Origin of the sequence: Bradyrhizobium lablabi (assembly GCF_900141755.1) — a bacterium.
In the GTDB taxonomy this organism is placed as follows: Bacteria; Pseudomonadota; Alphaproteobacteria; order Rhizobiales; family Xanthobacteraceae; genus Bradyrhizobium; species Bradyrhizobium lablabi_A.
Genome location: NZ_LT670844.1, coordinates 2,218,817 through 2,244,823 on the forward strand (window position 1 = coordinate 2,218,817; position 26,007 = coordinate 2,244,823).

A 26,007-nucleotide genomic window follows, 5' to 3' on the forward strand; every position below is an offset into this window, starting at 1 on the left:
GCGTGGACCTCCTTCGGTGTCTCGAACGTGTGCGAAGCGCTCAAAACACAGAAGAATCCTCGTCATGCACCCTGTCTACAAAAATCGAACCGGACAGTGGTGGGTCAAGCCCGGCCATGACGAGAATCGAATGCTACTGCACGCTCAGCGCCACGAAGCGCAGTTCGCCGTCGGCGTTCGATACCAATAGAAGAACCGATTTCTTGCCGTCCTTCTTGAGTTGATCGACGCGCTTCTTGACGTCGGCGGCGTTGCTCACCGCCTCCTGCGCCACCTCGACGATGACGTCGCCGGCGCTCAGCCGCTTGTCGGCGGCGTCGGACGTGCCGTCGACATTGGTGATGATCACGCCCTTGACGCTGTCCTTGATCTTGTAGCGCGAGCGCAGGTCCTTGCTCAGCGTGGCGAGGTCGAGGCCGAGCGCTTTTTGCGTCACCGGCTTTTCCGGTTCGGGCTGCGCCTTGTTCGACGCCTGCACCGGCTTGTCGGTATCCTCCAGGCGGCCGAGCGTGACCTTGACGGTTTGCTCCTGGCCCTTGCGGATGACGACGACGTCGACCTCCTTGCCGACCGCGGTGTCGGCGACGACGCGCGACAGATCCTTGGGCTCCTTGATGTCCTTGCCGTCGAATTTGACGACGACATCGCCGGGTTCGATGCCGGCGGGCTTGGCCGGCCCCTTGTCATCGACGCCGGCGATCAGGGCGCCGCGCGCGGGCTTGATGTTGAGACTTTCGGCGATCTCGTCGGTGACCTGCTGGATACGCACGCCGAGCCAGCCGCGGCGCAGTTCGCCGAATTGCCGGAGCTGGTCGACCACGCCCGCCACCGTCTTCGAGGGCACCGCAAAGCCGATGCCGATCGAGCCGCCCGAAGGCGAGATGATCAGCGTGTTAACGCCGATCACTTCGCCGTCGAGGTTGAACAGCGGGCCGCCGGAATTGCCGCGGTTGATGGCGGCGTCGGTCTGGATGTAGCTGTCATAGGGGCCGGAATTGATGTCGCGGTTGCGCGCCGAGACGATGCCCGCGGTAACCGTGCCGCCGAGGCTGAACGGATTGCCGATCGCGATCACCCATTCGCCGAGACGCAGCTTGTCGGAATCGCCGAACTTCACCGCGGTCAGCGGTTTTGGCGGCTTGAATTTCAACACCGCCAGATCGGTCTTCTTGTCGACGCCGACCAGCTCGGCCTTGATCTTGGTGCCGTCGTTCATGATGACGTTGATCTCGTCGGCATCCGCGATCACGTGATTATTGGTGACGACAATCCCCGAGGTATCGACGATGAAGCCGGAGCCGAGCGAATTGGTCTTGTGCGGCTGCAGGTCGCCGCCCTTGCCGCCCGGGCCGCCGCGGCGGTTCTTGAAGAAATCGTCAAAAAATTCCTCGAACGGCGAGCCCGGCGGCAGTTGCGGCATCGTGCCCCTACCCTCACCTCCGCCGCCGCCCTTGGCTTCGACGGTCTGCGACGTCGAGATGTTGACCACCGCATCGATCACCTTCTCGGCGACGTCGGCGATGCCGTCGGGGCCTCGGGCCAGGGCCGGTACCGACAAAACCGGCGCGGACGCCAGCACGCTCGTGGCGCCAAGGCAGATCGCGGCCAGCAAGGGGCGCAGGCGATGAGTCAAGGCTTCGGTAGCACCGGTCATATCAGCTCTCTCTTCTCGCAAAACGGGGGCGGAAATTGAAGCCCACAGTGCGCCCGAATGGGGCTGCGGCGCAAGCGTTCGGGCTCAAGCTTTTGGCCCCCATCAGCCGCCTTTATTACGGCAAAAAGCGGACGCTGCCACTCACGATGGCGTTGATCCCGCGGCATTTTTTTACGAGGTCTGAAACCAGCCGGGCCTAGCGCCGGACCACCCATATCAGGATGAGGCCGGCAACTGCCGATCCGATGCCGACGACGCGCAGGACATTGTCCGGCGTCGCCTGCGCGCTCTTCATGGCCCGGCGCATCCAGGCCGGGCCGGCCGCAAACATCAAACCTTCAAGCACAAACAAAATGCCCACACCGATGAGGAAGTCGGCGAACGCTATGGACCTCATCGGACTGGAACCTCCCGTTTATGTTGTTTTTACTTTTTCAGGACGGGCGAAGCGAGCCTCGTGCCGCCTGTCCTGTGCTGTCTGGAACAAAATGCGCCTTACGGCTTCGGCGCGGCAGGCACAGCCGGCACCGCAGCGGCCGCCACCGGAGCCGGTGCCGCCGCCGCCGAAGCTGGCGCGGGCGCTGGCGCCGGCTTGCCCGACGCGCTGCCGAAGAATTTGAAAAAGTCGGAGTCCGGGCGGAGCAGGAAGCGGGTATCGCCGCTCTTCAGCCCGTTCTCATACGCCGTCATCGAGCGGTAGAAGGCGAAGAACTCCGGGTCCTTGCCGTAAGCTTCGGCGAACAGCCGGTTGCGCTCGCCGTCGCCCTCGCCGCGAATCCGCTCGGCGTTCGAGTTGGCCTCGGCGACGATCACGGTGGCTTCGCGGTCGGCGTTGGAGCGGATCTCCTGCGCCTTCTGGCCGCCCTGGGCACGGAATTCGGCGGCCTCGCGCTGCCGCTCGGTCTGCATGCGCTGGTAGACGGCCTGGCTGTTCTGCTCGGGCAGGTCGGCCCGCCGGATCCGCACATCGACCACCTGGATGCCGTAGCCGTCGGCCTCCTTGTCGAGCTGGTCGCGAATCCGCGCCATCAACGCTTCGCGCTCGTCCCGCACCACCTGGATGAAGCTGACTTCGCCGAGCACGCGGCGCAGCGATGCGTTCAGGAGCGTCGTCAACTGGACGTTGGCGGCCTGGATCGAGCCGATGCTCTGATAGAACCGCAACGCATTCTTGATGCGGTAGCGGGCGAAGGCGTCGACCACCAGCCGCTTCTGGTCCGAGGCGATCACTTCCTGCGACGGATTTTCCAGATCGAGGATGCGCTTGTCGATCGAGATCACGGTGTCGATGAACGGCGCCTTGAAGTGCAGGCCCGGCTCGGTGACGACGCTGACGGGCTCGCCGAGCCGCACCACAAGCGCTTGTTCGGTCTGCGTCACGGTGAAGACCGAGCTGTAGCCGACGATCACGACGGCAAACAGCAGGATCAGCGCAACAATGCCTGTGACGGGGGATCTCATCGGGTTACTCCGCTCGGCTGCTGCGGCTGGCCCGTTGTCGCCGAAGGACGCCGCGGCGACAGTTCACTCAGGGGCAGATACGGCACGACACCTTGCGAGGACGAATTGCCGCCGTCATAGACGAGCTTCTCGGAACCGCCGAGGATGCGCTCCATCGTCTCCAGATAAATGCGCTGCCGCGTGACGTCGGGCGCTTTCTTGTATTCGTCGTAGACCTTCAGGAAGCGCGCGCTCTGGCCCTTGGCCTCGGCGACCGCCTGCTGCTTGTAGCCTTCGGCGACCTGGATGATCTGTGCCGCGCGTCCCTTGGCATCGGGCACGACGCGGTTGGCATAGGTCTGCGCCTCGTTCTGCAACCGCTCGAGGTCGGCGCGCGCCGCCTGCACGTCGCGGAACGAATCGATCACCTGCGCCGGCGGGTCGACCTTCTGCATCTGCACCTGCTGCACCAGGATGCCTGAACCATAAGAGTCCAGGGTCCTCTGCATCAGTTCCTGCACGCTCTGCTCCGTGGTGGTGCGCGCGCCGGTCAGGATCGGCTGGATGTTGGATTTGCCAACCACCTCGCGCATCGCGCTTTCGGCGACCGCTTTGACGGTGCCTTCGGGATTTTGAATGTTGAAGAGATAATCGGCGACGCCCTTCGGCTTGATCCGCCACAGCACCGTGAAATCAACGTCGACGATGTTCTCGTCGCCGGTCAGCATCAGGCTTTCTTCCGGCACGTCGCGCATGGTCCGGCCGCGCCGCGCCGGATCGTCGATCAACGTCATGCCGATGCTCAAGGTGGAGACGCGCAACGCCTTCGGCAGCAGCACGGTCTCGATCGGGTACGGCAGGTGATAGTTCAGTCCGGGCTGGGCATCGCGGACATACTTGCCGAAGCGGAGCACGACGCCGAGTTCTTCCGACTGCACGCGGTAGAAGCCGGACATTCCCCAGATCGCCAGCGCGCCGACCAGAACCAGCGCGACGCCGACGCCCGAGAAATATCCGCCCGGCAACAGCTGCTGAAGCCGGTCCTGGGCGCGGCGCAGAAGGTCCTCAAGATCGGGCGGCCTCGGCCCGACCGGTTGCGGGCCGGAGCCCCATGGCCCTTTCGGACCGGACCCCCATGGGCCTCCGCCTTGATTTTTCCACGGCATCGATTGTCTCCTCGGCGAGAGCCCAAATCCGCCTAAACCAGGCCGCCTGAACAGGCGAAGTGGCCGGGGGCCCCGCAATATCTGCATGGCCTTATAGGGGACAGAACCAGCCCTTACAACGCGGCTTGCTGCTCGAAGCAGCTAAGCCCGAACCCATAATTGTCAATCTAAACATTGCGTAACGGAGTTAATGCGACTTTCGTCGGCGATAGGTCACATAGGAAAAGTCCGCACTATCGTCCGAACCGGCCGGATTGCGCACGCGCGCGACCTCCTCCCATTCCGCCGCATCAATTGCGGCAAAATGAGTGTCGCCGTCGGGGTGGGCGTGGACCTCGGTGATTTCCAGGCGGTCGGCGGTCGCCATCCATCGCGCGTAGATTTCGGCGCCGCCGATCACGGCAATTTCCGCGACCGAACGCCGCAGTGCATCGCCGAACGCGACCGCGCGGGCGGCATCGAACGAGGTCGTCACCACCGCGCCGCCAGCGCGAAAATTGGCGTCCCGGGTGACGACGATATTGGTGCGTCCGGGCAACGGCCGGCGCAGCGAGATGAAGGTCTTGCGGCCCATCACGACGGGCTTGCCCATCGTCATCGCCTTCAAGCGTTGCTGATCGCTCTTCAGCCGCCACGGGATCGCGCCACCGGCGCCGATCACGCCATTGTCGGCAACCGCGACGATCAGGACGACCTCCATCAGCGCGCTCCTTGCGCGAGCGCCGTCAATGCCGCGCCGCCGATCCGGCACACCGTCCACTCGTCCATCAACTGCGCGCCAAGCGATTTGTAGAATTCGATCGAGGGCGTATTCCAGTCCAGCACCGACCATTGCAACCGCGACCACCCGTTCGCCACGCACTCCTTTGCGAGATGCTCCAGCAGCGCCTTGCCGATGCCCTTGCCGCGCTGCGCGGGACGGACGAACAGGTCTTCGAGGTAGATGCCGGAGCGTCCGGAGAAGGTCGAAAAATTGATGAACCAGACGGCAAAACCGGCGGGCTCACCGTCCCACTCGGCGATCTCGCAGAACAGCCTTGGATGGGGGCCGAACAGCGCGGAGGCGAGCATCGCCTCGGTTGCTTCCACCTCGTGGAGCAGTTTCTCGTATTCGGCAAGTTCGCGAACAAAGGACAGGACAAGTCCGGCTTCATCGGGACGCGCGCGGCGGATCGTGAGGGACATTCAATCGCTCACACCGCGACCTCGGCCTTGATGTGCGGGTGCGGGTCGTAGCCTTCGAGCGCGAAGTCCTCATAGCGGAACGCGAAGATGTTCTTCACCGCGGGATTGATTTTCATCACCGGCAAGGGGCGCGTCGGGCGCGTCAGTTGCAGCCGCGCCTGCTCGAGATGGTTGGAATAGAGATGCGCATCGCCGAGCGAATGAACGAAATCGCCGGGCTTTAAGCCCGTCACCTGCGCGACCATCATCGTCAACAGCGCATAGGAGGCGATGTTGAAGGGCACGCCGAGGAATACGTCGGCCGAGCGCTGGTAGAGCTGGCACGATAACTTTCCGTTCGCCACGTAGAACTGAAACAGGCAATGACAGGGCGGCAGCGCCATCTTGTCGACGTCGGCCGGATTCCATGCGCTCACGATGAGCCGCCGCGAATCCGGGTTGCGCTTGATCATGTCGATGACATTGGAGATCTGATCGATGCTGCGTCCATCCGGCGCCGGCCAGGACCGCCATTGCGAGCCATAGACCGGGCCGAGATCGCCATTGGCGTCGGCCCATTCGTCCCAGATCGAAACGCCGTTATCCTTGAGATATTTGATGTTGGTGTCGCCGGCGAGAAACCACAATAATTCGTGCACGATGGATTTCAGCGGCAGCTTCTTGGTGGTCAGCATCGGGAATCCGGCGGCCAGATTGAAGCGCATCTGGTGGCCGAAGATCGACAGCGTGCCGGTGCCGGTGCGGTCATGTTTTTCCGCGCCGTCCGCGAGGATCCGTTCGAGCAGATCGTGATACTGATTCATGGCGTTGCGCTGCGGGCCCTGGGATCGAATTTTCTAGCGGGATCGAATTTTAGCGGCCGGACCAGCCGATCGACAGCGGCGATTCGGCCGATGGCCGCGATTATACCCGGAAAAATGAGGGTTCGGTTGACAAACGACAAGGGCGGCGCGCGTTCCACCCGGCGCGCTGGCCGGTTTCAAAGGACTTTCATCCGATCAAGCCTGCAAACCCCAAAACACCCCCGGCCAGCAGCAGCCAGAACGGGTTGAGCCGGGTCGTAAAGGCGAGCACCGCCGAGGCGGCGGTGACCAATGCGGCGATCCAGGTCCGGTCGGAGGTCAGCGCCAGGATCAGGGCGCTCGCACCCATCAAGCCGATCGACAGCGGCACCAGCGCGGCCTGAATGATGGCGGGCCAACGCGAATGGCTCGATCGCCTGAGAAGCCCGCTGACATAATAGGCGAGGACCGCGGTCGGACCACACATCGCAAGCGTCGCTGCGAGTGCGCCGGCAACGCCGGCCACCGCATAGCCGATCAGGGTCACGATCAGCACATTCGGTCCCGGCGACATCTGCGATATCGCGAACACATCGGCGAATTGCTTGTCGGTCATCCAATGATGAACGTCGACGGCAAGGCGGTGCATTTCCGGAATCGCGGCGTTGGCGCCGCCTACCGCAAACAGCGACATCAGGCCGAATGTCGAGACCAACGCCCAAACCGGGTTGTTGTCTGAATTCATGCCGCGCCCCGCTGGCGCATGGCAAAGGTGATGGCGATGCTGAGCGGGATCGCCACCAGCAACACCGCCGGCAACGGCAACCGCAATAATCCGATCGCGACGAACACCGCGGCCAGCATCGCGAGGCCGACCAGAGCGCGCCGTTTGATGAGCGGCATCATCATCCGGAACACCGCCGACATCAAAAGCCCGACCGCGGCGCAGGACACGCCCGCCAGGATGCGCCGCAAGGCATCGATTTCGCCGAAATGGGCATAGAGCGCGGCCAGGATGGTCACGACCACGACGGGAGGACCGAGCAGCCCGGTGAAGGCCGCGACGGCGCCGGCGACCCCGCGAAAGCGCGATCCGAACACCACCGACAAATTGACGATGTTGGGGCCGGGCAGAAAATGACACAGCGCGTAGGTTTCGTTGAACTCGTCCGCCGTCATCCAGCGGCGCTGATCGACGATGCCGCGCCGCGCCCAGACCAGCACGCCGCCAAAGCCGGCCAGCGACATTTTGGCGAACGCGACAAATAGCGCGATCAGGCCGGGCGGGGTCGATGTCGGGGGTTCCATCGCCAGAATGGCGGCGGGCGGCGAATCCGGGGGCATGGGTAAAGATTTAGAACGGGTGGCGCCGCCAGGCCAACCCAAATCGGCGTGTTCCAGGGCCGGAAGCTGCGAATTTCAGGCCGGAAAACGTTGTAAAAGCTCTGTTTTTGTCAACTATTGCCCCCTATATTGGGGGTGCCGGTTCGCCGGCTATGGAAATAAATTGCCGCCGCAATAAACCATTCGGACCCGGGGGCAGCACCCGGCGCCTCCACCCAAGCCCGCCGCAAATGGCATCGCCTTAAACGAAACGGCGCGGGCTTCGGCGGGGGCGAAACAGGATCGACGAGGGCGTAAAGGGCGTGTTTTTTCTCGGTATTGTTCCGCCGTTATCGGGCTATGCAATAGTTGCAAACGACAACTATGCTCCGGTTGCTCAGGCCGCGTAAGCGGTTTGAAAAACCAAGTCTAAAGTCCTAGTGGGTTAAGCTCCGCTAGGCGGGGTTCGGAGGCACCTGGCAACAGAAGCCTCCACTTCATTTTGGGCAGCGGGAATTTGCCTCGAGCCTGAGCCTATCGCTGAATTTCCGACATCGGCAGCAACGGCTGCTGACCCGGGCCCGCCGCCGGGGTAGCATGGGTCAATTGGCGAGTCGGACGACCGGCTTCGCCGCCGGTCCGCCGGCAGCATGGACAGGACTTAAGAATGGCGACCGATCATATCCGATACGACGTGCTGGCGCGGGACGCGCTGCGCGGGGTGCTGCGCCGTGTGCTGGCCGACGCCGCCGAGCACGGGCTGCCCGGCGAGCATCATTTCTTCATCACGTTTCTGTCGACCGCGGAAGGCGTGAAGCTGTCGCCGCGGCTGTTGGCGCAATATCCGGAGGAGATGACCGTCATCCTCCAGCACCAGTTCTGGGACCTTGTCGTGACCGAGGACCGGTTTGAGGTCGGCCTGTCGTTCGGCGGCATCCCGGAACGTCTGGTGATCCCGTTCACCGCCATCAAGAGCTTCTTCGACCCGTCGGTGCAATTCGGCCTGCAATTCGAGCCGTCCGATACCGCGACGGACGCGCCGGCCACCAACCTTCCGGCGGCCCCCGCGCCCTCGGCGCTGGCAGCGCCTGCAGCCGAGAATCAGGACCAACCGGCCAAGCCCGGCGAGGGCGCCGAAGTCGTGCGACTGGATCGCTTCCGCAAGAAATGACCGGCGCGAGGCGACCTGCGCCAGTCGAAAAATGAGGGCGCGTGAACTTCTCTTCGAAAGATGCGGCCCTCGTGTAACGGACGTTGTTCATGGACCGGTCGACAACCTCATCGCAGTCCCATTCCACGCGCACTGAAACCGACAGTTTTGGGCCGATCGAGGTTGAGGCCAGCCGCTACTGGGGCGCGCAGACCGAACGATCGCGGCAGAATTTCCGCATCGGCCACGACCGCATGCCGATGGACATCATCCGCGCGCTCGGCATCGTCAAGCTTGCCGCCGCCGAGACCAACCGCGAGCTCGGGCTCATCGACCAGCGCCGCGCCCGCACCATCATCCGCGCCGCGCGCGAGGTGATCGAGGGCAAATTCGACGATCATTTTCCGCTGGTGGTCTGGCAGACCGGTTCCGGCACCCAGACCAACATGAACCTCAACGAGGTGATCGCCAACCGCGCCAACGAACTGCTCGGCGGCAAGCTCGGCGCCAAGAAGCCCGTGCATCCCAACGATCACGTCAACATGAGCCAGTCGTCGAACGACTCGTTCCCGACCGCCATGCACATTGCCGCGGCGATGCGGATCGTCGGCGATCTGATTCCGGCGCTGGAAGAACTTCTTGGCGCGCTGCGAGCGAAGGAAAAAGAATTCGCGCACATCGTCAAGATCGGCCGCACCCACACCCAGGACGCAACGCCGCTGACGCTTGGCCAGGAATTCTCCGGCTACGCCGCGCAGGTCGCAAGCGGCATCGCGCGGCTGCGCGTGGCGGTAAAGGAACTTTACCCGCTGGCGCAGGGCGGCACCGCGGTCGGCACCGGGCTGAATTCGAAACCGAAATTCGCCAGGCTGTTTGCAAAGCACGTCGCCAACATCACAAAAATGCCCTTCACCAGCGCCGCCAACAAGTTCGAGGCGCTGGCCTCCAATGACGCCTATGTGTTCGTGCACGGCGCCATCAACTCGGTGGCGACCGGGCTGTTCAAGATCGCCAACGATATTCGGTTGTTGGGTTCCGGTCCGCGTTCCGGCATCGGCGAATTGATCCTGCCGGAAAACGAACCGGGGTCCTCGATCATGCCCGGCAAGGTCAACCCGACGCAGAGCGAAGCGATGACCATGGTCTGCTGCCAGGTGTTCGGCAATGAAACCACCATCACGGTTGCCGGCAGCCAGGGCCATTTCGAGCTCAACGTCTACAAGCCGGTGCTGGCATATTGCATGATGCATTCCATTCAATTGCTGGCCGACGTCTCGCGCTCCTTCACCGAACATTGCGTCAAGGGAATCCGCGCCGACGAAAAGCGCATCCGGGAATTGATGGAACGCTCGCTGATGTTGGTGACTGCGCTTGCGCCCAGAATCGGCTACGACAACGCCGCCAAGGTTGCCAAGACGGCGCACGCCCGTGGAACCACGTTGAAGGAAGAAGCGGTGCGGCTGGGCTTTGTTTCCGGCGATGAATTCGACCGGCTGGTGCGGCCGGAAAAAATGACGCACCCGGGCTGATCGCGGCACGGCGACCCCGTGCGAATACGGGGTCAGCGAATAGTTGTGGGTGATAATGCCCAAAGACTGATAACGATCGTCTATCCTCGCTGCGTGGCGGCGTGGTAGAGGATGAATTATTTTCTGTTCCGCAGAGCGGAACATATTTATTGATGCTGTCAGAGGACGATTACGGGGATTTCCCAGATGATGAGCGAGCCGGTTAATACCCAGCGCGACCACCTACGCCTCCGTGAAAATGCCGCCAGCTCTCAACCTGTAAATTGACGGGGGCGAGCATGGGGGACGTAGTCAACCTGAAGCGATTTAGAAAGCGCGCTGAGCGAGAGCAGTCGGCGAAACAGGCCGACACCAACCGATTGCAATTTGGCCGAACCAAATCCGAAGGGAAGCGCGAGGAACAACGCACCAGGCGTGCGAGCGAACTATTGGATCAGCACCGGATCGACGGCGAGGACGCATCATGAAATCGCCCGTCGTGAAGCGCTCGATCGTGGTCGGCGGCCACAAGACCAGCGTCAGCCTCGAAGAGGCGTTCTGGAACGGCATGAAGGAAATCTCGGGAATGCGCGACATGACGCTGTCCGAACTGGTCGGCGAGATCGACAGCAATCGCCAGCAAGGCAACCTGTCGTCCGCCATTCGCCTTTTCGTGCTGGATTATTTCCGGACCCGCGCCACGCCCACCGCATCGGAATCGAAGCCGCAGAGCTAGGCCGTGCTTCGCTGAGGCACGAACTCGTAGACCAGGATCAGCGCTGCCCTCATGCCACCCGGCGCTTTTTGGTCGTGCGCTTCCTCTCCGCGAATGATGCGGACGCGATCGCTACGGAGTCCGCGACGTAAAGCCATCGGTCAGCGTCTGCATGAAGGCGACCAGCGCGTCCTCTTCTGCGTCAGACAGGCCGAGGTTCCCGACTTTGCTCGTGTTCATGTTCTGGGTCGACTCCGGCGCGGGCCAGCACGTCGTACCTTCACCGGGATCGTGGGGTTTGCATCGGGGCAGGACGTCGCGCGTGTTGTAGAAATGCACGATCTGTTTCAGGCTCGTGAAATATCCATTATGACCATACGCTTTCACGAAGGCCGGATACGGCCGCTTGTCGACATTGCGCAGCGTCGGCACTTGAATTCGCGCCTGGTTGTCCGGCGCCAGTTTAAGCCATCGCTGATCCACCGCGGAGGGCTGGCTGAGGAGATGCCCTTGACTGAGAAAAGTGCCGACGCCGCCATCGACGAATGACGGTCCCTGCGGGTTGGCAACATAGCCCAACGCGTCGGGCCGATTTTCCTCATAGTAAGGAAGCCTCGGATTGGCTGGAGTGCCGATATTGCTGGCGGTGAAGTCGGTGAACAGCGGGTCTTCGCCGGGGCCGCCGTCACGGTGACACTCGTTGCATCGCGCCTGGCCGCGGAACAGCTCGTATCCCTGCTGCTCCTGCGGCGTCAACTTCGCCTTGTTCGCGAGGACTGCGTCGAACTTCGAGGTGAACGACGTCACTTCGGCAGAGGCTTCATAGCCCGCGATCGATTGCGCCATCTGGTCGAAGCTGGTGCTGACCCGGCCGCGATCCATCGCGCTCAGATGAACCGGCAATGCTTGGCCGGCGATCGGCGGCCCCGGCCGGTTGCAGACCTCTTCCACATCGCCTGGCCATGCGATCGCGAAGGCCTGCGGCCCCCACAGGCTTTCGAACAACGCGCGATAAGGCCGCTGCGAGGCCCGATAGACCGCGCAGGCGATATCGGGCAGGCCCATTTCCACCGGATTGGTCGGCGGACCTTGCGCCTGCTCGGCGGCCGGGTTGCCCAGCCGGCGTCCCGTCGCGCGCATATCCCAGAAATTGCCGCCGACGAGGTCGCCCTGTCCCGGATTATAATGCAACACGGGCGACAGCGGTGCGTAGGCGTGCGATTGCGGCTTGCGATCACTAAATCGCGTGCGCACTGAACCGGGATAGGCGCCGGTCGTGCGGTTCAACTCCGACACCGGACCGGTAAAGCCCGTCTCAGGCATGTGACAGAAGGCACAAGCCTCGTTGCGATATACCGACAAATCCTTGTCGTACAGCATCAACTTGCCAAGCAACTCGATTTGCTGGATCTGATTGTCCGGCGGAGCTGCAAGCCGCTCGATAGCCTGCGCTTCGATACGGTCGATCTCGGCCTCGACCTGTGCAATTTCCTCAAGCGCCCGAGGCGAGAGCTTTGAGCTAGGCTGGTCCGCGTTCGGCGCACCCGCGCCCGGCGTGAGGACGAATATAGCCGCTACGATCCCCAAGAGCGTACGCTTTGTCTTCACTTTGGAACCCTGCCAGCGCTAAACCCCGCGCGCATGCCATAGCACCATGCTCCGATCGCTTTAAGACAGCGAACGCCCCGCAATACTAAATTCTATTTTATGATTTCCTCAAATCGGGAGCGCCCAGCGCCAGTGCGGCCATCGCAGGGTGAGCTACGTTTCACCGGCTGCGCGGCGCATCCACAACGAGACGCGCCGCGCAGTGGCATCGCGGCGTTCAATAAACGAGGCCGGTGCCGGGCGGTTGTTCGAGCGCTGCGGCCAGCGACCGGTACTCCGCGCAATCGGTCCCGCAAATCGCGGCGATTCGGCGCAGATGGTACTCCGCCTGATCGCGGTTGCCCTGCTCGATCTGCCACAGGCCGTAATAATTCCAGGTCAGCACATGGTTCGGATCGGCTTTCAGCGCGCGCTCGTACCAAATCTGCGAAAGCTTGTAGTCGCCGAGCTTGCGATAGGAATAGCCGATCAGATTGGCCACGTTCGGGTGATCGTCGCGGCCGAGCGTCTTAAGCTGCTCGATGGCGGCGGCATAGTCGTTATGGTCGTAGATCGTCGCATAGGCTTCGCGATAACCCTTGGCAAAGGCGGGGTCGTCAAACGCCGAGGACTGTTTGCTGGGCTTCTTTTTGGCCCGGTGGGTGGTGTAGGTCCCCTTGGTTTCCGACGCCCGCGGGGGAGCGGGGTGCATGATGTCTTCTCCACCAGGGCCTCCGCCTCCTCCGCCTCCGCCGCCGCCAGCGGCAAACGCCGGCATCATCGAGGGCGCGGCGATCAGCGCCATTGAAAAAGTTCCCAGCGTCAGCAACTTGACCACCGATTTGATCATGCCTGTCTCCTGCGTTCCCTGCGTGAACCCGCCAGCCGCCTCTATAAACCCCAGCCGGCAAAGGACATTCCCGAGGAAATTTTGCTGCCAGGAAACGCGATGAGTCCGGAATGTTGCCATTTCCGGACTCATCGCAACCAATCAATGCCTGACGTAAGCCGGGCGGCGATCTAATATCTGCCGCCGGTGGTGCCGGGGTGCATGCCGCCGCTGCCCATGCCACCGCCGCGACCCATGCCACCTCCCATGCCGCCGCCCATGCCGAGGCCAATACCAAGGCCGATCCCGACGCCTTCCATCACGGCGCCTGGCGGCGGACCGGACGGGTGCTGCTCGACGACGACCTCCTCGGGCGGCTGCTTGCGCTTCGGGGTAGGCTTATCGACCCGCTTGATGGGCAGATCGACATGCTTGATCGGCGGCGGCGGCGTGTCCTCCTTATCCACTTTCTTCTTCAAGGTCGGCGTCGGTACCGGCGTGATGTTGCAAGGACAGGTCGGCCCCAGCGCGACATTGGTCGGCTGAAGCAGCGACGCGTTGGCTGCGAGCGAGCGGTTGCGGACGCGCTCCTCCATCTTGCGCGCGGTGGCCGCCAGATCGCTGCTGCCATAGGTCGCGAGGAACGTCTCGAAGCCTGCCGCCGTATTGACCGCGACGGCATTTTCCCATGCCTCCATCACGCGCCGGCGTTCGAGCAGCGAGCGCACCCGCGGGGTATATGTCGATTGGGCGAACAGCACGGTAAACGCCTCATAGGCCGGGGCCGAATCGTCCGCGATCACGAGATCATAGGCGACCTTCGGCTCCTTGCCTTTCAGATCCCGGCGCCAGTCGTCCGCGCTCTTTGCCGGCGCTGAGGGCGGCTTCGTCGTCGCCGCGGCGCCTTGACCTGTTCCTTGCCCCGTACCCGTGTCAGAGGCGACGAACTTGAAGTCGGTCGTCAGCGACGAGCTTTCCCAGGGAACCTGGCGTCCATCGGTCGCCTGGTTCACCGCGACACGGACGCGTTTGAAGGCTTCTTCGATCGGCACGTTTGGCTGCTTCGCGACCGAGAGCAGCGCCGTGGTGTAGGGGCTGTCATCGCCGTTGCCGTCTTCGGCTTCCGCGCCCGGCGAGGTCGAAAACGAAATGAACGAACCCGGTGAGCCGGCCTTGGTATCGACGATCGCAAGCCCGTGGCCGGCGGTCCCATTCAGCGCCGGGAACGGATTGTTGCGGCAGGCGTCGAGCATGTAGATGCGCATCCGCGTCGGCAGCGCGCCGAGCGTGTTCATGAGATCGTTGAGCCGAACCGCCTGCAGCGGAATGTCGGCTTCGCGCTTCGGATCGACATCGACCGGCACCAGATAATTCTCGCCGTCGATCTGCAATCCGTGGCCGGCATAGAACACCGCTGCGACCGTGTCGGGTCCGCTAGCCTGGACCTTGGCGGCAAAGTCGCTGATGGCCTGGCGCATGTCGGCCTGCGACAGATCGGGCGCCGCGGTGACCTGGAAGCCAGAGTTCGTCAACAAATCCGCCATTCGCTTGCCGTCGTTCTCGGCGTTGGGCAGCGCCGGCACCGCGCGGTAGGCCGACTGGCCGATGACGAGCGCCAGCCGGTTTTCCGCGGCGCTAGCGTGAGAGGCGGAAATGAGCGGAGATAGCAAGAGCGTGGACGCAAGCAACAAATCGCGAAAAACGGAACGGCGCATGGCGACACCTCCATCGCAAATATTTGATCCGAAGATGCCAGCTTTTCTACGTTTCCGCCAATGCAGCGTCTGTGAGCCAGCTCACAGCCGGTCCGATATCTTGCCGAAAGATACGGCAGCAACGCTGACGGTAAGAGTAACACTAACCGTCATTGCGAGCCAACGGGTCGGCGCGAAGCGCCGCCCGATGACAGGCTCCGCGAAGCAATCCAGCTTAGCGAGCGAGGGGAGAAAGCTGGATTGCTTCGTCGCGGAGCCTGTCATCGGGCGCGCGTTCGCGCGACCCGTTGGCTCCTCGCAATGACGGCTGGAATAGGACATCGCGATCCCGCGGCGCAAAGCGCCCGAGTTGTGCTGAATTCTCCGCCCCATGAGGGCGTGGGGAATGCCGGGTGCCGATGCACCCGTAGCCGCGCGTGTAGTGTAGTAAACACGCGCGTTAGTCACCACAGGTCCACCGGAACATCCCGGCATTCCCGCACGCAATGGTTTTACGGCTTACTTCGTGCTCTCCCCGGTGACCGGGCTCTTTTGCCACCGTCGCCAGCGGAATTGTCTTCCGCCAACTTGACACCAGCGTCGGGGTGTCAGGACCACACGACTTCGCCGTCCGCTTTAGCGCTGTTCGTCAATAGCACCGCTTGCGTCCACCGCATCCCGTCCCGCGTTCGTGACGACCGCGAAGCGCCCCTCGAGTGGGACGAGACGGTGATTGATATACGGGTGATTTGGGTAAACGGCGAAGAGGAATATTTTTTCGAAAGGGGCTGGACACGAATCTAGTGATTTGCCCGTCGGGCAAATCAGTGGGGCTGTTCAGGAAATTGCGGGCGATGAGGTGCGCTTCGCTCGCTACTCTGGCGCGGCCGCGCGGCGGAATTCATGCAGCTCCCACTGGCCAGGAGACATCCATCCTGAAGTGCGACTCTTTTCAGTACATCTATCGCGGCTCGACAGTCACTTTCTTTCACTGTTGTCCAAATAAAGCGGCTTTCTAACCGCAGCTTTTTAAGAATGGTTCGGTCGATTGGGCAGTGAGGTGGTTCAGAAATCCATCCAGAGCACCACTGATATTTGAGATAACATTCAGCAGCTTCTGCGCGATTCCGAAAGGGTATCGATTGGACGGGAGACCAACTCCAAGGCGTGAGCCCGACTTTTCTAGGGCGTGAACCCAGAAATTTAGAGGCGTCGGCGGATGTCCGCTTTGATGCGCATTGGGGACTCAAGTCGGACATCGCGTGAGGTCCGAAAAGTGCCAATAACGGACGTTCCTTCAAAGCTAGCTTTGACCCAAAGGCTCAAGTCGCGGTCCTGACGCGCTTTGCCCACCGCGATCCATCGGATCGCAAGCTCGCGCATTATCGATCAGATGGGTTATTTGAAGCAGTCCGGCGGACCACTGCTGCATCATCAGATGTTGAAAATTAACCACTTGTTAACCCTACGGTCGCCTAATGCGAATGATTTGGAGGGAATTAGACTCACCATGTCGGCCCCTGCGACGCGAACGAAGTCGATGCCTTTGTCGGCCGATCTTGCGTTTCGTTCGTTTGCCAGGCTGGCGGTTCGCGTCACGGCTGTCCTACGCGGAGCAAAAAAAATGTTCGGAGAAAACGACTTAGTGGACAATCTCAGCCGCGATCTCGATCGCGCGCGCGGAAAACGCGACGTACTTGCATCCGATGTCACGACACTGACGGCTCAGATCGCCGAAATCGAAGCACGCCTTTCTGAGGAAAAAAAACGGCGGGAACGTAATCACGTTTTAGGCGAAATCGAAGCGATAAAAAAGCGAATCATACAAACTGCCAGCGCGTTTGCACCTGTCGTCAGTGAGCTCTGCGAGGCGACCGAGATGGCGGCGGCAGTCGTGCCCGAAGCTCGCGAGCTCAATAATTTTCTATCATCCGTCGCGACCGAAGTCGAAACCGTAGTCGATCCCTTATTGCGCGAACTGGACCGACGCGCGGATGCGGTGCGAGTCGGCCACGCTGCACTAGATCTCTCGTGTTTAGCCAATGAGGCGCCAACCGAGCTGCCAAAAGATAATAATGATCGCCTACTTCGCTTACTCCGCTTTCCAATATGGCTGTCTCGCTCCAAGGAGGTGGAAAAAAGAGAAACAGCGGAGAACCCGCACAGCGCAGCAGCGTGAATTATCGGCGCGCTGCGCACCTCAAAGAAGAGCCTCGATGCTCTTCTGCAGATCTGGCGGTCCGAAATCGGCTATGATAGGCCTCTGCGGCGAGCTCGCGATAACAAGCCATCCCCATTTGCAGCTCCAAAAGAGCGAGCCGCCCGGCTGCAATCGTTAGCCCCTCCCCTGTTCCCGGCAGAGTATTTCCCAGCGCCGAAAGAGTCGCGATCCGTACTTCGATCGCGTGTAAGAGTTTTTCCGCTTTTCCGTGATCTGCTGTTCCGCATTCTGCATGAGAAGGGTGCGCACCAAGCCGGAGAGCCGAGTTGCGTCCGCGTGCAGCTTTGACGGCGGACTTTTTGAAGTCGCGTCGCAGCGGTCTACTTCCGGCACTTGGAAACGAGTTACTTTGGTTCTTACGACGGCTCAGTTGCCCTGGCGGCGCAGGAAGGCCGGGATATCGAGAACGTTTTCCTCGATCAAATTGCGCACAGGAGCGGAGCGGCCGTACGGATCGAGGCCCTGCGGAGCCGTATGGTGCGCATATTCCGAACTCGGGTTTCCCGGTCGCCCTTCGGGGTGGCGGGCCGCCGGACTCTCTAATTGCGGCAGCGGTGCACTACGTTCGATCCGGCCGGCGATGCGACGGCTGTCGTTGCGCAGCCTGCCGGCGAGTTCCGTGAGTGAGCTTTCCGCCGGTTGCGTCTGGCGCGCCGGGTCGAGATTATCGATGCCGGTCGCGACCACCGAGACGCGGACGATACCTTCCAGGCTTTCATCGAAAGACGCGCCGACGATGATGTTGGCGTCCTGGTCGGCCTCTTCGCGAATGCGGGTAGCAGCTTCGTCGACCTCGAATAACATCAGGTCCTTGCCGCCAGTGATGGAGATTATGAGGCCACTGGCGCGCTTGATCGAGGGATTCTCGATCAATGGATTGGAAATCGCGGCCACAGCGGCGTTGAGCACGCGCTTCTCGCCAGAAGCCTCGCCCCTGCCCATCATGGCCTTGCCCTTCTCGCGCATCACGGCGAGAACGTCGGCAAAATCCAGATTGATGAGACCTTCCTTGACTATAAGGTCGCTGATGCAGGCTACACCCGAATAAAGCACCTGATCGGCCAGGGCGAAGGCATGGGCGAACGTGGTCTTTTCGTTGGCCACCCGGAACAGGTTCTGGTTTGGGATGATCAGCAGGGTGTCGACCACCTTCAGCAATTCCGCGATGCCGGCTTCGGCAAAACGCATGCGGCGTTGGCCCTCGAAGTGGAATGGCTTGGTGACTACACCGATGGTGAGAATGCCAAGCTCACGTGCGGTCTTGGCGATAATGGGGGCTGCCCCGGTGCCGGTACCGCCGCCCATGCCGGCAGTAACGAAAACCATGTGTGCGCCGGTCAAATGATCGCGGATCACATCGATTGCCTCTTCGGCTGCGGCGCGCCCCACTTCGGGCTGCGAGCCGGCGCCAAGGCCTTCGGTCACCCGGGTACCCATCTGGATGACGCGCTTGGCCATCGACATGGTGAGCGCCTGTGCGTCGGTATTGGCGACGATGAAGTCGACGCCTTGCAGCCCGGCCGCGATCATGTTGTTGACGGCATTGCCGCCGGCGCCGCCGACCCCAAGCACGATAATGCGCGCCTTCATCTCGCGAATATCGGTGATGTCGGTCATTTTTACCTCACGTTGCTCCGGCAAGCTGGGGAATGAGAGGACACGGCTTGCTACCTACAAGCCTTGCGGTCCGCCTCCACTATGCTCGCGGCTAGATGTCCCAGTCGGCGTGTAGCTTGTCCGCGGCTGTCGACCGAGCCGCCAGCTCGCAGAGCCGCCACCTCATCTTCAAGCCGTGCCGTCACCTCCTTGGCTGCCATAGTCTCGGCAGTCGCCTGCAGCAGCTCAACCGTCAGGCGATCGGCGCGCTCGCGCTCGCGCTCGAAATCTGCTCTGTCATCGACTGCCCTTGCTTCGAGACGCACGATCTCCGCCTTCAATGCCTCGATCTTTGCCGCAAATGGGGCGATGTTGCCTGCTTGGCGACCACGTGGCGGCCGGGGCGTATGCCGTATTTCAGCGAGATCAACGCTCACCAGGGCTTTGCCATCATCCGAAAGTGAGCGCGGCAACCGGCGTCGCTTGGCAAGCGAACGAGCGGCCTCTGGCGAGACTGCCAGGCGGGCACCTAGAGCGGCATATGTCAGCGCCTCAACGGACATCGGCTGTTCTCCTAGAACGAACCGGACGGTAATCGGCTGATGATGACCGGGCGATAAGCGCAAGCTATGCTGCGTTGGTTAATAGACTGTTAACGGGCGAACGGCGATCCGCTTGAGCGTGCCGCGGCCGGGATGCGTCAGACCATCTGACTTCGCCTCGGAAAGGGCCGGCATCGTGGGGCTTGCCGAGCCAATTTGTGTAGTCCGCTCTGCGCTAACCGAGGCAGAAACCCGCACCGAGCGAATTCAGCTGGTAGCCGCCAATGTCGCAAATGGGTCATTCGCGCCGATTTTGGCATGTCCGCGACATGTCCGGTTGGGGGGGTGGTCTCGGAACTGCCGGTCGTCCGGGTTTGCCGGTTGAAGGCATACATTTGGACGTGATTCAAGCGCACCGCAAACTCGCCGGGTTGAGCCGGATTTAGGTGCCCTGTGAGTCGCGTTCTGCAAACGATTCACTGTCGGCGATGGCGGCCTCGTTGTTTTTCAAATGCCGCCAGGCGTTGCCGCGCGCATCTACCTTCGGAATTTGCGGAAGCAGCCCCTCACCCCGACCCTCTCCCCGCGAAGAGCGGGGCGAGGGAGAAGAGATCGCTTCGCCGTTTCCACCCCAACCTAAACTCGTACACGCCCTAAAACCCCGTTCGCGGCGGGCTCGCGACCGGCGGCGTCAGCGCCAGCGGCGGTTGCGGCTTCGGCCTCGGCGGCGGGCGCGCGACAACGGACCCGGGCGCCGGGCGGACGTCGATCGGGGGCGGCAATGGCGCAAGCTGCTGGCTCACGACCGGTGCATTGATATTTGGCTGCGGACTTGGCGGCGGGACCGGCAACGCGGCCGACGGACGCGGCGCGCTCAGCCTTGGCTTCGGCGGCGGCGCGGCGGAAGGCAGCGCGGCCGTGGGCGGCGGGATCGACGCCGGCGTGAGCGGGGCTTGCTGTTCGCCGCGCTCGATCGAATCGAGCCTTCTGGTTTCGCGATCGATCGCCCGCACCGCGAGCCATGACGACAGCGAGGCGAAATCGATCGTGCGATGGAGCGTATCCGGCGGACCGGCGGCGAACAATTGGATCTCCGGACGGCCGGGCGCGGATCCTGCCGCGGCCGGCGCAAGATTGGGCGCCAGGCTGGCGCGAATGTCGGCCTGGTCGGCGGGAATATCGTATCCGCCTGAGATGATGGCGCTGGCGCCCTCGGCCTCGAGCGTGGTCGCGCTGACGCGCAAGCGGCCGTCCCGGATACTGAACGGAATCTGCGCCGACTTCACCGTCAGCGCGCCGGAGGACAACACCGGCTCGACGATCTGGCGCAGCCTGGTGTCGTCGGTCGCCTGCCCGTTATCGCTGGCGTGGATCGCGACGTCGAAGGCGCTCGGATTGAGACCTGCGATGTGCGCGGATTCCAGTGTCAGCGTTCCGCTGCCCGATAGCCCCCCGGTCAGCGCCGAGGCGCTGCGGCCCTGGCTCGACAGCGTCATCTGCATCGAGGTGCGGCCAGAAGGCATCGCCAAATTGCGGTAGCGCAAGGCGGCGCCGTCGACCCCCTTCAACTCGACGTTTGCGGTCAAGATAATCCCGTTCGCGCCCGGTTTGACATCGATATTGGCGGTCGCCTCGCCGCCGCCAATGCCGCCCTTGATGGCATCGAAACTCAGTGATGCTCCATCGCTCTTGATGATGCCGCTAACGGGGCGCAGCTCGCCGCCGCCTGGGAGCGCGCCGCGCAGCGCCTGAAACGCGATCCGGCCGCGCCAGCCTTTCACCAATCCGTAATCAAGCGGCTCGGCCGCGTCGTGACCGGCGGCGCCCACGGCGAGCGCGAATGCAGGCGCAAGATCGAGTGCGTCGAGGCCGACCTCGCCCTGGACGCTCCTTTCGCCGTCAAGCGACACCACAAGATGCCCGCGCAGCCGCGAGCCCGCGAACGCGCTGTCCATATCGTCGAAGGTCAGCTTGCCGCCGCTCAGAGACACGCGCGAGGACAGGCTGATATTTTGGGCAAGCGTATCTGACGGCCTGAGATCGAACAGCGGTGCGAGGCTGACGCGGCGAACCGTGAGAACGACGTTGGCTTTGGCATCCTGCGCCCACGGTTCGGCGGTCCCCTGCGCATCGGCATCGAGCCCGGCTCCTGATATCCTGGCTTTGAGCCGCAGCGGCGCACCCCACACGCCCGTCACAGACCCCTCGAATTGCGCCGGGCCATCGGCGACCGCCGCGATCGAGCGATCAAGGCCAAGCAGGACCAGCAACAAGCGGCCGCGCTCCGAGGAAAATTTCGTCTCGATGCCGATCTCGCTTTTCCGGAGTGCTTCGAGATCAAAGCTCCGGATCGCCGTGACAGGTGGCGTCGCCGTCATCGTGGCGCGGCCCTTAAGCTGCGGCGCGTCGATATCGAGAACGGCCTGCGCGGAAGGGCCATCGGCTCGTGCCTTGTTATTGTTGAGATCGAGCGCGAGTTTGACGCGCACCGGACCGGGACCCGTTCCCAGCGCATTAAGCCGCGAAGCAAACGACGGTGCGAACGGTGCGACAAGCCCGGTAAGCTGGCCCAGTGACGCTGCCGTTGCATCGAGCACCAGCTTTCCGGTCGAAGCTGTGCGATCGAAATTGCCGCCGCCCTCAAGCATGATGTTGTCAGGCTGACCAATCTTCAATCGATCGAGCAGAACCGTCTTCGGGTCGTAGGCGAGTTTCACCGCGAACGGATGCAGTTCCTGACCGGCCGAAATGGCGCGGCCGATATCCAGTGACAATTGCGCTTCCTCCGGCCATTCGCCCTGCGGCCCCGCCATCGCCCGCACAAAGGCAGCGGCGGCATCGAGATCGAGCCGGTCGGCCTTCAACTCCGCCTCGACCCGGGAGCCGGCGCCCGACGGCAAATCGGCGACCGCAAGGCGCCCTTCCACCGCGCCGCCATCGATCTCGGCCTTCATCGCATCGATCGCGACGCGGTTTGCGGCCACGCTGACATTGCCGTTCAGGCGCAGCGGCTTTTGATTGCGAAAGCTGACTTCGCTGCGGCCCTGCAACCACGCCACCAGCGTATCCGGATCCGAGGACTCGACGCTGAGCGCGCCGGTCAAGCCACCAGGCGGACCACTTCGCGCGCTGGCGCCGGCAAACGCCACATGGGTGGCGCCGGGAGCGCGCAGATCCAGCCTGTCGATGGTCCAAAACTTCTGATCAGCGGCCTGATCAGGTTTGGCATCGGCATGCAGCTCGGCGGCGAGATTTTGCACCGGACGCCCGCCCAGCATGATCTGCTCGGCGCTGAGCTCGATTTGCATCGGGATCGGCACCGGCGGCATCGCCGCCATCAGCGCGCGCAGGCCCGGCAGCAACCGCATCGGCTCGGCAGCGCTAGTGTCCTTGTTGCTTTCCTTGGCGACAAACTTGTCGGCGTCGAGCTGTCGCGCCGAGAGCACGGTATGCAACAGCGGCGAAGCACCAAAGCGAATATCGCCGGTGCCTGCGAATTTCAGCGCGCTGTCTTCAAGGCCGTAGCTGGCATCAACCTGTTCGAGCTTCGCGGCGGCCGGATCGGCCTTGACCCTGGCCGCGATCCGCCAGGGCGTGATGGGGCCGCCCTTGGCCTTGAGGCCTGCGGGGACCGCGAGAACCAGCGCGCCCTCGAAGCGCGGTGCCCGCGCCTCAAAACTCAGCACGCCGTCGAGATCGGCCGACAGCGCGCGCGCGCCGGGATCGATGTTGAGATGAAGCCGCGTGCCGCTGCCGTCGGCGCTTTGACCGGACGAGACCCGGAACGGATAGCGCGTTCCGGACAGGGAAAAATTGCCGTCTCCCCGCACCGAGCCTGCCAGCGAGCGCACGTCGCCGCCAAACACGATATCGTTGAGCTCGAGCGTGCCGCGACTTGCGGCGTCGTGCAGCGCGATCCGGCCGGTCAGGTTCAAGCGGTCGATCGACAGCGATCCGAGATTGAACTTGCCGGTCGAGGCCGGCCAGTCGATCCGCCCCAAGGGATCGAGGCCGAGATCGAGCGCGATGCCGTTGATGGTGAGCTCGGTGGCGCGCCATTCGCCGCGCATCAGCGATCCCAGGCTGAACTCGACGTCGAGCTTGTCGGCGCGGACCTTGCCGAGATCGTTGGCGCCGCCGGCCACGACCTTGCGCAGCCGCAGCGACGGCGTCGGCAGCAGCCGCGCATCGAGTTCGCCGGCGACCCGCACCGGCGCGCCGATGATCTCTGTTGCCTTGGCTTCGAATTGCGGCCGGAACTGATTCCAGTCGATGAAATACGGCCCGATCAGCGCGGCGATCAGTGCAATGATAAAGGCAATCGCCAGTCCGAGCAGCGTCGTCTGCACGGGGTCTCCTCTTGAGCACGTTCCGGCGCGCCCGCCTCACGCGGCATAACGCGGTCGATCTGCCGGGCTGCCGCGCTCAACGCTGCAGCCGTGCCATATATAGAGACAATCGTGGCGAAGTCACAGCAACGTCCGCGTGACGGCGCGCCGCTACCAGCTCGCGGGAAGCCTTTTGAGGCCGCGCAGGACAAAGGTCGGCCGCCATTCGGGGTTCTCGACGTCGTCGAGCCTCAGTTCCGGCAGGCGGCGCAGCAGGGTCGAGATCGCGACCTCGGCCTCAATCCGCGCCAATTGGGCGCCGAGGCAGAAATGAATACCGCCGCCAAAGGACAGCGGGCGCACATTGGGCCTGACGATATCGAGGCGATCCGGCCGGTCCGGATAGACCGCCGGATCGCGATTGGCCGAACCCAGAAGGCAAAGCACGCTCTCGCCTTTCGGGATTTTCTTGCCGCCGAGATCGTCGATGTCCTCCAGCGCCACCCGGCCGGTCAACTGCACCGAGGAATCGTAACGCAAAAACTCCTCGATCGCATTGGTGATGAGCGCCGGATTGGCCTTGAGCAGCGCGAGCTGGTCGGGGTTGCGATGGAGCGCCAATAGCCCGTTTCCGATCAGGTTGACGGTGGTCTCGTGGCCGGCGCCGAACAGAAGAATGATGTTGGCGGTCAGCTCCTCGTTGGAAAGCTTGCTGCCGTCCTCCTCGGCTTGCACCAATTGCGTCGTCAGATCGTCGCCGGGGCTTTTCCGGCGCAACTCGAACAGCTGCTGGAAATACGTCTGCGCCATCAAGTTGCCGGCGTTGGCCTGCTCGATTTCGGCCGGCGTCATCGGCACCGGATCGAGCAGCCGCCCGCCATCGCGCGAGCTTTTGTAGAAGACTTCGCGGTGGTCCTCGGGAATGCCGAGCATGTCGCAGATGATCGTCACCGGCAGGCGGAACGCAAAATCCTCGATCAAGTCCATCTGGCCCTGACCGACGATGGCATCGAGCGTCTGGTCGACAATTTGCTGGATGCGCGGGCGCATGTCCTCGACCCGGCGCGCGGTGAACGCCTTCACCACCAAGCCACGCAAGCGCGTGTGGTCGGGCGGGTCCTGCTGCAGCATCCAGTGGCTCATGCTGCGGAAGACCGGCTCCTCCATGATTTTCGGTCCGTAGCGCCGGATCGAGCGCTCGACATAATCCTTGCCGAAGCGCTTGTCGCGCAGCACGAGGCTCGCCTCCGCGTGCCGGCTCGCGACAAAATTGCCGAGCGGCGTCTGATGCATCGGATCGGTGGTGCGCAGCCGCTCGTAATGCGGATAGGGGTCGCGAATGAACTCCGGCGACAGCGGGTCGAAAAGCGGGGCGGTCGAAGCTGTCTGAACATGCTCGTTCATGGTGACCTCAATTGGTTGCCGTGCTGAAACGCCTGCTCATTCGAGCGCATTGATGGCTCCAAAACCGGACAAAGTGTGGTCATCCGGGCGCCCTGAAACTCGATACACTGTTGTATCGAGTTGCATTCTGACCTAAACTGGCGGGATGTCAAGGTTGCGAACCAGACCGACCCGGGACGATACCCGCGACAGACTGTTCGAGGCGGCGGCGCGGATCTTCGAGGAACAGGGGATCGGCGGCGCCAGCATCGAGGCGATCGCGGCCGCAGCCGGCTTCACGCGCGGGGCGTTTTATTCGAATTTCAAGAGCAAGGACGAGTTGATCATCGCCATGCTGGCGGATCACGTCGAGCAGTCCATTCGACGCAATCTCGATCTTCTGGACAGGCACAAGAATCTCGCGGACTTTATCGATGCGCTGAAGAACATGGACAAAAGCCGGCAGGATCCGCTCGGCCGTTCCCCGCTCCTGCACATGGAGATGATCCTGTTCGTGGCGCGCGCCGAAAAGCGCCGACCCGACCTCGCCAAGCGGCTGCGCGCCAGGCGAAAGCTGATCACCGATATCGTTGAGACCACGTTGAAGAACAGCGGCAGGAACGGATCGCTGAACCCCGCATGGACCGGCGCCATCGTGCTCGCGCTGGAGGACGGCTTTCGTCTGCACCGCCTGATCGATCCGGAGACCACGCCGGCTGATAGTTTTCTGCGTGCCATCAGCGATCTGCAGCGAGCGATTGGAATTTCATCGGCCTAAAGCATGATCCGGAAAAGTGGACACCGGTTTTCCGAAAAGATCATGCTCAATCAAAAAGATAGAGCGGGATGACGATTCGAAGAAAAGTCATCGCGCCCTAAAGCCGCGCCTCGCCCCTCAGCCGGC

21 protein-coding genes, 1 other RNA gene and 1 pseudogene are annotated in these 26,007 nt (G+C 62.7%); 7 read left to right on the forward strand and 16 right to left on the reverse strand.

The window, feature by feature from the left end; genetic code table 11:
- Positions 1-133 precede the first annotated feature (133 nt).
- The 9 genes from B5526_RS10355 to B5526_RS10395 all read right to left on the reverse strand — a co-directional run bounded on the left by B5526_RS10355 (position 134) and on the right by B5526_RS10395 (position 7,571).
- Positions 134-1,654, reverse strand: coding sequence for a Do family serine endopeptidase (locus tag B5526_RS10355; RefSeq protein WP_079538109.1), 1,521 nt, complete (start codon positions 1,652-1,654; stop codon positions 134-136).
- A 196-nt stretch (positions 1,655-1,850) separates the two neighbouring features.
- Positions 1,851-2,051 (reverse strand): DUF2065 domain-containing protein, encoded by a 201-nt coding sequence (locus B5526_RS10360; protein ID WP_079538110.1) that lies wholly within the window; start codon positions 2,049-2,051, stop codon positions 1,851-1,853.
- Positions 2,052-2,149: 98 nt separating this feature from the next.
- The gene (gene hflC / locus B5526_RS10365) at positions 2,150-3,115 is read right to left on the reverse strand and encodes a protease modulator HflC (protein WP_079538111.1); all 966 of its coding nucleotides are present in this window, start codon (positions 3,113-3,115) and stop codon (positions 2,150-2,152) included.
- Positions 3,112-4,260: an FtsH protease activity modulator HflK gene (gene hflK, locus B5526_RS10370; protein ID WP_079538112.1), complete on the reverse strand. Its 1,149-nt coding sequence runs from the start codon at positions 4,258-4,260 to the stop codon at positions 3,112-3,114. The genes hflC and hflK overlap by 4 nt, the downstream gene beginning before the upstream one ends.
- A 187-nt stretch (positions 4,261-4,447) precedes the next feature.
- On the reverse strand, positions 4,448-4,960 hold the full coding sequence (locus tag B5526_RS10375; RefSeq protein ID WP_079538113.1) for a dihydrofolate reductase: 513 nt from the start codon (positions 4,958-4,960) through the stop codon (positions 4,448-4,450).
- Positions 4,960-5,445: a GNAT family N-acetyltransferase gene (locus B5526_RS10380; RefSeq protein WP_079538114.1), complete on the reverse strand. Its 486-nt coding sequence runs from the start codon at positions 5,443-5,445 to the stop codon at positions 4,960-4,962. The genes B5526_RS10375 and B5526_RS10380 overlap by 1 nt, the downstream gene beginning before the upstream one ends.
- A gap of 8 nt (positions 5,446-5,453) precedes the next feature.
- Positions 5,454-6,248, reverse strand: a complete 795-nt coding sequence (locus B5526_RS10385; RefSeq protein ID WP_079538115.1) for a thymidylate synthase — start codon at positions 6,246-6,248, stop codon at positions 5,454-5,456.
- A gap of 187 nt (positions 6,249-6,435) precedes the next feature.
- Positions 6,436-6,972 (reverse strand): chromate transporter, encoded by a 537-nt coding sequence (locus B5526_RS10390; RefSeq protein WP_079538116.1) that lies wholly within the window; start codon positions 6,970-6,972, stop codon positions 6,436-6,438.
- A complete protein-coding gene (locus tag B5526_RS10395) occupies positions 6,969-7,571 on the reverse strand; it encodes a chromate transporter (RefSeq protein ID WP_079538117.1) in 603 nt (200 codons plus the stop codon). Before B5526_RS10395 ends, B5526_RS10390 begins: the two co-directional genes overlap by 4 nt.
- A 98-nt stretch (positions 7,572-7,669) precedes the next feature.
- On the opposite strand from B5526_RS10395, the gene ssrA reads away from it, so the two are divergent.
- The 5 genes from ssrA to B5526_RS10420 all read left to right on the forward strand — a co-directional run bounded on the left by ssrA (position 7,670) and on the right by B5526_RS10420 (position 10,944).
- Positions 7,670-8,047, forward strand: a transfer-messenger RNA (tmRNA) gene (gene ssrA / locus B5526_RS10400).
- A gap of 170 nt (positions 8,048-8,217) precedes the next feature.
- Positions 8,218-8,721, forward strand: coding sequence for an SspB family protein (locus tag B5526_RS10405; protein WP_079538118.1), 504 nt, complete (start codon positions 8,218-8,220; stop codon positions 8,719-8,721).
- 89 nt (positions 8,722-8,810) lie between these two features.
- The gene (gene fumC, locus B5526_RS10410) at positions 8,811-10,229 is read left to right on the forward strand and encodes a class II fumarate hydratase (protein WP_079538119.1); all 1,419 of its coding nucleotides are present in this window, start codon (positions 8,811-8,813) and stop codon (positions 10,227-10,229) included.
- Between the two features lie 278 nt (positions 10,230-10,507).
- Positions 10,508-10,696 (forward strand): DUF4169 family protein, encoded by a 189-nt coding sequence (locus B5526_RS10415; protein WP_079538120.1) that lies wholly within the window; start codon positions 10,508-10,510, stop codon positions 10,694-10,696.
- Positions 10,693-10,944, forward strand: coding sequence for a ribbon-helix-helix domain-containing protein (locus B5526_RS10420; protein WP_079538121.1), 252 nt, complete (start codon positions 10,693-10,695; stop codon positions 10,942-10,944). Before B5526_RS10415 ends, B5526_RS10420 begins: the two co-directional genes overlap by 4 nt.
- 111 nt (positions 10,945-11,055) lie before the next feature.
- Here B5526_RS10420 and B5526_RS10425 read toward each other — a convergent pair whose 3' ends face one another.
- The 3 genes from B5526_RS10425 to B5526_RS10435 all read right to left on the reverse strand — a co-directional run bounded on the left by B5526_RS10425 (position 11,056) and on the right by B5526_RS10435 (position 15,054).
- A complete protein-coding gene (locus B5526_RS10425; protein WP_154071248.1) occupies positions 11,056-12,531 on the reverse strand; it encodes a cytochrome-c peroxidase in 1,476 nt (491 codons plus the stop codon).
- Between the two features lie 217 nt (positions 12,532-12,748).
- A complete protein-coding gene (locus B5526_RS10430) occupies positions 12,749-13,360 on the reverse strand; it encodes a tetratricopeptide repeat protein (RefSeq protein WP_079538122.1) in 612 nt (203 codons plus the stop codon).
- 170 nt (positions 13,361-13,530) lie between these two features.
- Entirely contained in the window at positions 13,531-15,054 is a 1,524-nt protein-coding gene (locus B5526_RS10435) for a caspase family protein (RefSeq protein WP_079538123.1), read from the reverse strand.
- A gap of 1,324 nt (positions 15,055-16,378) precedes the next feature.
- Between B5526_RS10435 and B5526_RS10445 the strand changes: the two genes are divergently transcribed.
- Complete coding sequence (locus B5526_RS10445; protein WP_244562261.1) at positions 16,379-17,212, forward strand: hypothetical protein; 834 nt, start codon at positions 16,379-16,381, stop codon at positions 17,210-17,212.
- A 609-nt stretch (positions 17,213-17,821) separates the two neighbouring features.
- Here the strand turns inward: B5526_RS10445 and ftsZ are convergent.
- The 4 genes and pseudogenes from ftsZ to B5526_RS10465 all read right to left on the reverse strand — a co-directional run.
- A pseudogene (gene ftsZ / locus B5526_RS10450) lies at positions 17,822-18,871 on the reverse strand (cell division protein FtsZ); the annotation flags it as partial.
- A gap of 50 nt (positions 18,872-18,921) precedes the next feature.
- Positions 18,922-19,413 carry a hypothetical protein gene (locus B5526_RS10455; RefSeq protein WP_079538126.1) on the reverse strand — a complete coding sequence of 164 codons (492 nt, stop codon included), beginning with the start codon at positions 19,411-19,413 and terminating at the stop codon, positions 18,922-18,924.
- A gap of 632 nt (positions 19,414-20,045) precedes the next feature.
- Positions 20,046-23,741, reverse strand: coding sequence for an AsmA family protein (locus B5526_RS10460; protein ID WP_079538127.1), 3,696 nt, complete (start codon positions 23,739-23,741; stop codon positions 20,046-20,048).
- Between the two features lie 150 nt (positions 23,742-23,891).
- Positions 23,892-25,124, reverse strand: a complete 1,233-nt coding sequence (locus B5526_RS10465) for a cytochrome P450 (protein WP_079538128.1) — start codon at positions 25,122-25,124, stop codon at positions 23,892-23,894.
- 145 nt (positions 25,125-25,269) lie between these two features.
- On the opposite strand from B5526_RS10465, the gene B5526_RS10470 reads away from it, so the two are divergent.
- Positions 25,270-25,881 carry a TetR/AcrR family transcriptional regulator gene (locus B5526_RS10470; RefSeq protein ID WP_079538129.1) on the forward strand — a complete coding sequence of 204 codons (612 nt, stop codon included), beginning with the start codon at positions 25,270-25,272 and terminating at the stop codon, positions 25,879-25,881.
- The last annotated feature ends 126 nt before the right edge of the window (positions 25,882-26,007 follow it).